The following is an 8,530-nucleotide window of genomic DNA, read 5'->3' as shown; positions in this document are numbered from 1 at the left end:
CATGCGCCGCGGCGCACCACGTCGCATGAAAATTGTGTTATTTTCAAGGGAGTATCATTTATGGAAAACGTGGTCGATTTTCACGGCAATCCTCCCACTCCGGAGCAGATGGAGCAGGCTCTGGCCGAGCTGGAAGGGGCGGTGATGGCCTAATGGGCGAGAAGAAAGCTACCCGGGATGCTTATGGCCAGGCTCTGGTAGATCTGGGAAGCCAGGATTCCAAAATCGTGGTTCTGGATGCCGATCTGGCCAAGCCTTGGGGAGGGCTCATTAAGGGCCATACCGTGTGGCGCTCACCTGCGTGCGGTGGTAGACAATGATATGGCGAAATGTCCAGCCGTGGATAGCAAATCCTTTGGTTTCCGTATGCCAGACACGTGCATGCCGGAATAGAGCCTGAAGGCTCTCGTTACTTTAACAATGAGAAGGAACAAGTCATATGCCAAAAGATATTATTGAAGATTTAGATAGAAGAGTGCTCATCTGCGACGGAGCCATGGGAACCATGCTTCAGGAGAAGGGGTTGCCAGTAGGAGTTTATCCTGAGGAATGGAATCTCTCTCATCCTGAGAAGGTAGAAGAGATCCACCGGGCCTACATAGAAGCAGGCTCTGACATCATCCAGACCAACACCTTTGGTGGCAACTGCATCAAGTTAGCCTCCTACGGTCTGGAAGACAGGGTCTACGAGATAAACAGGAAAGGGGCCGAGATAGCCAGAAGAGCGGCGGGGGATAAGATCTACGTGGCCGCCTCGGTCGGCCCCACCGGCCAGTTCCTGCAGCCTGTGGGTGAGCTGACTTTTGAAGATATGGTAGAGGCTTTTGTTGATCAGGTTCGGGGTGTAGTGGAAGGAGGGGCCGATGCCATTATCATCGAGACCATGTACGATCTGGGAGAGGCAAAAGCTGCCCTTCAGGCTGTCCGACAGATTTGTTCTTTGCCGGTGATATGTACCATGACCTTTGAGACCAGCCTGCGGACCCTCATGGGGGTCAGGCCTGAGGAGGCGGTCAGGGAACTGTGGTCAGTGGGAGTGGAAGTGGTGGGAGCCAACTGTAGCCTGGGATCCGAACAGATGTTGAAGGTACTTCAGCTCATGAAGGAAGCTTCTCCGGAGGCCAGACTGATTGTCCAGCCCAATGCTGGTCTTCCCATCTATGAGGGAGGGAAGACAGTCTATAAGGAGACTCCTGAGACCATGGCTGCCTTTGCTGTCCAGTATAAGGAGCTGGGAGTCAGGATTATCGGGGCCTGCTGCGGAAGCACCCCTGACCACATCCGGGCCATCAGGGCATCTGTCAGCTCTGGGTGAGCTGTAGCCGAAGTGTGACAAATCGAATCTTGCTCGAATCTGCTGTATTACGCTCCATCTGTTGACATAGGCCAGATACTATAGCAAACTACACATGTAGTCATAAATATCTTGAAGTTGGACGAACAGAGGCACATTTATGGCGCTGATCTGAAATACGGTGCTAGTGACACTGTTAACCAGGGGGTGATTACATGAATGAATTATTAACATTTGCAGAAATTAAAACAAGGTTTGCTTCGGAATGGATTTTAATTGGGGATCCTAAGACTACTGAGACCCTGGAGGTGATCCAGGGCAAAGTGTTATGGCATAGCAAGGACAGAGACGAGGTATATCAAAAGGCGAGAGAACTACGACCAAAACATGCAGCAATTCTTTACACGGGAGAGATTCCTGAGCATACAGCGGTGGTCTTATGACTTTCAGGTTTGATCCTCAACATGGCTTGATTATCATTCCTACTCGCCTGTCGGTTTTGACCATTGACCTGCGAGTTGGCACTTTGACCCTTGAGGAGTAGGAGATCCATTTGCTAACTTGAATCTTCTGGACTATAATACGGTTATACAATTGGGCTTGAGTCCAGAAAGGAGGCTCTTGAATGAAATCTATGCACATTAAACTTGACGATACTCAGTATGAGATTGTTAGAGGGATTGCCTACGTTGAGCGGAAGCGAATGGCTGAAGTGGTACGAGAAGCCTTAGGGGAATATATAACTCACCGGAAAGAGGAAGCGGAGTTTAATAAAACTCTTGAAAAGGTGCTGGCTGCGTACAAGCCTGCTCTCAAAGAACTTGCCAAATATTAATGAAATACCTTACGAGAAATATCTTGACATGTTCACGAAAGAGGTGTTATGCTTTGGGTGGTGGAACGTTCCACCACTTGGCAATTTCGTGAACTGTTCTTCTTTATGTCGGTTTTTGTCTAGAGAGTCTGTTTCGGAGAGATTATGCCTACAATTATCGATGTAGCCAAACGAGCCGGTGTATCAAAATCTACAGTGTCTAAGATCCTGACCGACAAGCCCTACGTAAGCCATGAGACCAGGGAGAAAGTCATGAAGGCTATTGCCGAACTAGGCTATAGGCCCAACGCTATTGCCCGTAGTCTGGTTAGGAATGTGACCAAGACCATAGGTTTGATAATCTCAGACATCACTAACCCCTTCTTTCCCGAGATAGTCCGGGGCATTGAGGACAAGGCCTCAGAGATGGGATACAACATCTTCATTTGCAATAGCGACGCCAAAGTGGAGCGGGAAGAGGCTTATCTGGAGTTGCTCCTGGAGAAGAGGGTGGACGGTATCATCTTCACCTCTGCCAGAATCACCGACACCAGGATCGCTGATCTCAGAAGGCACAATTTCCCCTTTATTTTGGTCTCCCGCACTCTGCCCGATGTGCAGACCGACTATGTGGTTGTGGACAACAGGGCTGGAGCTTATCTGGCTGTAGAGCACCTTATCTCTCTGGGCCACCAAAGAATTGCTCACATCACTGGGCCTAAAGATGCCTCCGGTGCCCTGGACCGGCTGTGGGGCTACCAAAAAGCGATGGCCGACCACGGTCTTAAAACTGATGCTGAGCTCGTCAAGGAGGGAGATTTTCGAGAGCAGGGAGGATATCTGGCGACCAAAGAGCTGCTCTCCTTATCATCTGCGCCCACCGCCATCTTCGCCGCCAATGACTTTCTTGCTATCGGTGCCTTGCAAGCCATTAACGAGGCGGGCCTTGAGGTGCCAGAAGACATCTCCTTAGTGGGCTTTGATAATGTCCATCTGGCTGGATTGACCAGGATAAACCTGACCACCATAAATCAACCTCGCTATAAGATGGGTCTTATGGCTACTGAAGTTCTGATAGAGCGTATAGAGGGAAGAGGAGGACCTGATCCGGTGCAGCTTGTTTTAGAGCCGGAGCTGGTGATCCGGAGTTCGACTAAGAGGCTGGCTGGATAAAGATATAGGTTTTGTAGTTCACATAGGTTTCATACTTTAAAAGAGTTTTCAAAAGAGCTGGCCTGGTGATGGTAGAGCCCCCTTATAGTGGAGGTTTCACGAGAAGGGATCTGGCTGGCTCCGCGTAGAACGGAGCTGAAACAAAGGTTTCAAGAGACCAGTCTGGCTGGTACCAAGGCAAAAAGGTCTAAGTCTAATAGAGGTTCGGACAGAAAGAGGGACCAAAGTGAAGAAAACTATGTTAGCAGCCGTCTTTGAGGGAGATGGACGTCTGGAGCTCCAGGAAAGGCCCATCCCCTCCATTAAGGGGGATGATGAAGTTCTCCTGGCGGTGGAAGCAGCCAGTATCTGTGGCACGGATGTGCACATCCTGGAGGTTCCTCCTGGCCATCCAGCCACCCCTGGCATTATACTGGGCCATGAATATGTGGGCCGGGTGGTCCAGGTAGGGAAGGCAGTGAGTCACCTGGCGGAGGGAGACCGGGTGGTGATCGACCCTAATCTGACCTGTGGCCTCTGCCGTTATTGCCGCCTGGGCCTGCCCAATATGTGTGAGACAATGACCACTTTAGGCATCTTTATTGATGGAGGGTTTGCTGAGTACAATGTGACACCGGCCAGGGCTCTCTTCAAAGTATCTCCCGCCCTGGAGCCGGAGCTGGCCGTTTTTGCTGAACCTCTTTCCTGTGTTCTTAATGGGGTGCGCAAGATTGGCCTTGAGCCAGGAGAAAACGTCCTTATTCTGGGAGCTGGCCCCATCGGTCTCTACTTTACCCTGATCTTGAAGGCATCAGGGGCAGGACGTCTTCTGGTATCCGAGATCAATGACTACCGGGCCCACTTTGCCCGTCAAAGCGGAGCAGACCGAGTCATAAATCCCCAGTCGGAATCTCTTTCTGAGATAGTTGAGGAGGAGACCGGCGTTGGGGTGGATGTAGTGATTGATGCAGTAGGCTCTCTGATTACAGAAGCCCTCTCCTCAGTTCGAAGGGGAGGCCGGGTGCTTCTCTTCGGTATGAATGCCCGGGCCCGGGCTGAAATCGCCCAAAATGACATTACCCGAAATGAAATTCGCGTCATGGGAAGCTACATTGCCAATAATACCTTTCCGGCGGCCATCAGAGTTCTGGAGAGAGGTCTGCTGAATCTTCGGCCCCTTATCACCCACAGACTCGCCCTGGCGGAAATAGAAGAAGGGATCAAGCTGATGCGGGAAGCAAGGGCTATCGAGATAGTGGTCAGGCCACAAAGTTGAGTCTAAAGGAGGGAGAGCCTGAGGCGAGCCCATGTAGAGCCCCTCAGGCTTTTTGAAGATTCGGCAGAACCACAAAACCAGATTTTTGGTCAATTTGCCGCCCAATTTAGTTTCCGAAAAACGTACCAAAGAGTTGCTTTTTGACCTTTTTGCAGGAAGGCCAGATCTTAGTTTCTAATTTGCATGATAAAGATAACCTTGCAGATGATGAAAGAAGGAGGAATCAGTGAAAGCAGTAACCCTGAGGGCTAACTGGAAACCCAGAGAAGGGTATGTTCTGGGGCGAAGGGACGTGGAGGGGAGGCGTACCTACCTGGGCAGTCAGATATGGCATAGTCCAAAGGTTGAAGTAGTGGAGAAGGATGTACCGAAGATAGGTCCGACCGAAGTTCTCATCGAAGTAAAGGCTTGTGGTATCTGCGGAAGCGATGTGCATATGGCCCAGACAGATGAGGAAGGATATATGCTTTATCCCGGCCTGACAGCTCTTCCTGTCACCTTAGGGCATGAGTTTGCCGGAGTGGTAGTGGAGGCTGGCGAGCTAGCTTTTAATAAGCGAACTAATCGTCCCTTCGAAGTGGGAGAGCCCGTTTGTGCCGAAGAGATGCTCTGGTGCGGGTCCTGTCAGCCCTGTGCCGATGGCTATCCCAATCACTGTGAACGTCTGGAGGAGATCGGATTTACCTGCGACGGCGGGTTTGCTCAATATCTCAAAATTGATGCCAAATATTGCTGGAGCTTAGAGCCCCTTCGCGGTGTCTACTCCGAGGATGATATCTTTCTGGCCGGCAGCCTGGTTGAGCCTACCTGTGTGGCCTATAACGCGGTTATCGAACGGGGTGGCGGAATCAGGCCAGGAGACAATGTGGTCATCATCGGGGGCGGTCCTATCGGCCTGGCTGCGGTGGCTATTCTTAAGAGAGCTGGAGCAGCTTGTGTAATCCTCTCTGAACCATCGGCCAGTCGGGCCAGACTGGGCCTGCCCCTGGGGGCTACCCATATAATCAATCCTCTGAAGGAGACGGTTTGGGAGCGAGTTTTGGAGATTACTAAAGGGATGGGCGCAAAGCTCTACCTGGAAGCTTCTGGACTTCCCCATCTGGTCTATCCTGATATCGAAAAGGCCATCTGGGAGGGGAGACAGTTGAACAGTGTGGTTGTGGTTGTAGCCAGGTCAGACGCGAAGATGCCTGTCTTTGGAGAGGTGTATCAGGTAAGAAGAGCCTCCCTGGTAGGCTCTCAGGGACATTCAGGCCACGGAAATTTCCCCCGGGCAATAAGTGCTATGGCCACCGGTACGGATATGACGGCCATGATTACTAAGAGAATATCTCTGGAGGAAGTGCCAGAAAATCTCAAGCTACTTCAGACCGACAAGGAGGAGGGCAAGATTACAGTTTTGCCCTGGAGGGGAAATTGAGTCTCGAAAAAGGTATTATCCAAAAAGCATTGAGTATGAGGTAGTTTGTCGTTATGGGCTTATTAGCCCCGAATCATGAGAATATGGAGTATTTTCTGCTTCAAAGGATTTGCCGAAATAACGTTTGTATCGACAAATAAGATCCGGAGAACCCAATTTAACAAAAAATTGCAGAAAATTCTATTGATTTCGCTGCAGGAGTATGGTATAAAAACTATAGTGGATCGTTCCACTATATTTTAGGGGGTCTTGTGGAACGTTCCAGCACACGGGGTTGGTTTCAGAGAGTGATGTGGAAGGGGGGTGAGCTATGGAGGTATAGATGTAAGTGCTGCTATACTAGTAAGAACGTATGTACAAGCATAGTGAGAAGGAGGAAATGATGGAAAGACATTGGAAAGTTGCAATACCTGTAATTCTGGCCGTCTTGGTAGCCACAATTCTCGGAGCATGTGTGCCCGCCCCGCCCGGCGGAAGAGGTTGTGGCTCCACCCGTGGAAGAAGAACCCCCACCGGCGGTGGTTGAGGAGGAAGCGCCAGCGCCAGAGGAGGAGCTTACTGTCTACGTGGTCGTCCATGGCGGCATAGCCCATCCATTCTGGAGGGTGGTCGAGAAAGGGGCAGCAGATGCAGATGCTTTGTACCCCGATCTGAAAGTGATCTATTCAGGGCCGGAGGAATACGATCTTGAAGAATTCATGTCCCTGGTCGAGGCGGCAATAGCAGCCAAGCCTAGTGGCTTGATCGTTACCATAACCTCACATGAAGCTCTGGATGAACCACTCCGAAGGGCTATTGAAGGAGGGTTACCGGTAATAGCGATCAACGCCATGGATCCCAGACCTGAGGCGGAGAGGATACCCTATCTGACCTACATTGGCGAAGATCACTATATGATGGGGGCGCTAGTAGCTAAGAAAATGCTGGCAATGATGCGGGAGAATGGAGTCGAACCTGAGGGCGCAGTGTATGGCAACCATCATCCAGGAGCTTTTCACATTGAGCAGAGGGCGGCAGGTTTCGTAGACACTGTTAAAGCAGAAGGTATACCAGCAGAGCAGATAGACGTCACCGAAGATCCGGTTAAGGGAGCTGAGGTCCTGGTGGCCTACCTAAAGGCGAACCCTGATACCAATATGGTTCAGCCCGCGGGTACTCCTCATAGTGAAGCGTTCATACCCCGTGCTATAGAGGAGGGATATACTCCGGGGAACGATCTCTTTGTTGCCACCATAGATCTATCACCTAAGGTCCTTGATCACATCGAGGATGGTACGATGCTGTTCGCCACGGACCAACAACAGTATTTGCAGGGTTACCTGTCAGTGGTGCATATGTACCTCCATCTTAAGTACGGGTTTGTGCCTCCACCGGCACCGATATCCACAGGGGAAGCAGCTGCAACGAAGGACCTGGTTCCTATGATAAGGGATTTGGTCGAGAAAGGATATAAGTAAGAACCAGACGAACCCCCCTCAGTTAGCTTAAATGAAACTGAGGGGGGTTCTACGTCCCTGGTACAAAAGGAGAACAGGAATTGGAAGTGGAAAAATATTCAATAGGGCATTCTTTCTTCCTAAGGATACGAACGTACCCCGCAGTCGGGGTACTGATAGCCTGGCTGGTGATTTTTGGAATCTTCTCGGTCATGGGAAGACAGTTTTTCACCTTGTCTAATCTCGTAGGAATATTCACAATAGTTTCAGAATTAGGAATCATGGCGATTGGTGTGGCTTTCCTGATAATCTCTAGAGAATTTGACTTGTCAGTGGGTGCGGTCTATGCTGCATCAGCGTTCATCTTTGGATTACTGGCGAACACTGGCTTGCCCTCTCCTTTGGCCTTAGTAATTACTCTTATATTCGCTAGCCTCATAGGTTTTGTTAATGGAATGATAACCTTACGAACACGCATTCATTCATTTATAACTACCCTGGGTATGATGATGATCTTGAGAGGGGTCCTATTGGCAATAACAAAAGGTGTCACTATAAGCTACGAAGGTGACGCTATTGTTCCAACTATTTTGGCCAGGGGAATAGCATATGGCTTTCGTCCTTCCCACTTCTGGTTCATAGCATTGACATTGCTTTTTATCTTCATACTCAACCGGACGAGATATGGAAACTGGGTATTTGCTGTGGGGGGAGGACGGGAAGCCGCAAGGTCGATGGGCGTGGACATAAATAAGGTCAAGTTGATAAATTTTACTATATCAGCGCTTTTGGCAGGACTTGCAGGTTGTATTGTGATCAGCAGATTTTTGATAGCAAATCCGGCGTTTGGAGCTGGGTCGGAACTGGAAGTGATTACAGCGGTCGTCATAGGAGGAACGTTGCTGACGGGAGGATATGGAACGATCTTGGGTGCATTCTTAGGGGCGTTCCTGGTAGGTATGATAAGGACTGGGCTTTTATTGAGTGGGGCTCCTGGTTATTGGTACCAGGCATTCATTGGAATAGTTTTAACCCTACAGCGATACTTAAGAATCTTGGTTCAATATGTAGAGCAATTTCTTTAATTGAACCACAACATATTGTATGTATTCAGGTAAATGACGTTGTAGGGTTAATA

At 49.9% G+C, this 8,530-nt stretch carries 9 protein-coding genes; all 9 read left to right on the top strand.

From position 1 onward, the window contains the following. Nucleotides 1-152: 152 nt before the first annotated feature. Entirely contained in the window at nt 153-320 is a 168-nt protein-coding gene (locus tag HW443_RS13670) for a transketolase family protein (RefSeq protein ID WP_320411263.1), read from the top strand. Between the two features lie 119 nt (nt 321-439). Then, entirely contained in the window at nt 440-1,315 is an 876-nt protein-coding gene (locus HW443_RS08045) for a homocysteine S-methyltransferase family protein (protein ID WP_176235534.1), read from the top strand. Nucleotides 1,316-1,509: 194 nt separating this feature from the next. After that, nucleotides 1,510-1,737, top strand: coding sequence for a hypothetical protein (locus HW443_RS08040; protein ID WP_176235535.1), 228 nt, complete (start codon nt 1,510-1,512; stop codon nt 1,735-1,737). Nucleotides 1,738-1,919: 182 nt separating this feature from the next. Beyond that, nucleotides 1,920-2,129, top strand: coding sequence for a hypothetical protein (locus HW443_RS08035; protein WP_176235536.1), 210 nt, complete (start codon nt 1,920-1,922; stop codon nt 2,127-2,129). A gap of 144 nt (nt 2,130-2,273) precedes the next feature. After that, on the top strand, nt 2,274-3,281 hold the full coding sequence (locus tag HW443_RS08030; protein WP_176231959.1) for a LacI family DNA-binding transcriptional regulator: 1,008 nt from the start codon (nt 2,274-2,276) through the stop codon (nt 3,279-3,281). Between the two features lie 226 nt (nt 3,282-3,507). Beyond that, nucleotides 3,508-4,536, top strand: a complete 1,029-nt coding sequence (locus tag HW443_RS08025; RefSeq protein ID WP_176235537.1) for a zinc-dependent alcohol dehydrogenase family protein — start codon at nt 3,508-3,510, stop codon at nt 4,534-4,536. A 226-nt stretch (nt 4,537-4,762) separates the two neighbouring features. Beyond that, complete coding sequence (gene iolM, locus HW443_RS08020) at nt 4,763-5,956, top strand: scyllo-inosose 3-dehydrogenase (RefSeq protein WP_176231109.1); 1,194 nt, start codon at nt 4,763-4,765, stop codon at nt 5,954-5,956. Nucleotides 5,957-6,450: 494 nt separating this feature from the next. Beyond that, nucleotides 6,451-7,413 (top strand): sugar ABC transporter substrate-binding protein, encoded by a 963-nt coding sequence (locus HW443_RS08015; protein ID WP_176231110.1) that lies wholly within the window; start codon nt 6,451-6,453, stop codon nt 7,411-7,413. Nucleotides 7,414-7,499: 86 nt separating this feature from the next. Beyond that, nucleotides 7,500-8,477 (top strand): ABC transporter permease, encoded by a 978-nt coding sequence (locus tag HW443_RS08010; protein WP_258190481.1) that lies wholly within the window; start codon nt 7,500-7,502, stop codon nt 8,475-8,477. Nucleotides 8,478-8,530: the final 53 nt, after the last annotated feature.

It is taken from the genome of Candidatus Hakubella thermalkaliphila (assembly GCF_013281975.1).
Classification (GTDB): Bacteria; Actinomycetota; Humimicrobiia; order Hakubellales; family Hakubellaceae; genus Hakubella; species Hakubella thermalkaliphila.
The sequence above is the reverse complement of the archived record's forward strand: the minus strand, read 5'-3'. Positions and strand labels throughout refer to the sequence as shown.

Bases quoted from the DNA above. Each gene is read 5' to 3' on its own strand.
- HW443_RS13670 (WP_320411263.1), top strand. From the start codon at position 153: ATGGGCGAGAAGAAAGCTACCCGGGATGCTTATGGCCAGGCTCTGGTA.
- HW443_RS08045 (WP_176235534.1), top strand. From the start codon at position 440: ATGCCAAAAGATATTATTGAAGATTTAGATAGAAGAGTGCTCATCTGC.
- HW443_RS08040 (WP_176235535.1), top strand. From the start codon at position 1,510: ATGAATGAATTATTAACATTTGCAGAAATTAAAACAAGGTTTGCTTCG.
- HW443_RS08035 (WP_176235536.1), top strand. From the start codon at position 1,920: ATGAAATCTATGCACATTAAACTTGACGATACTCAGTATGAGATTGTT.
- HW443_RS08030 (WP_176231959.1), top strand. From the start codon at position 2,274: ATGCCTACAATTATCGATGTAGCCAAACGAGCCGGTGTATCAAAATCT.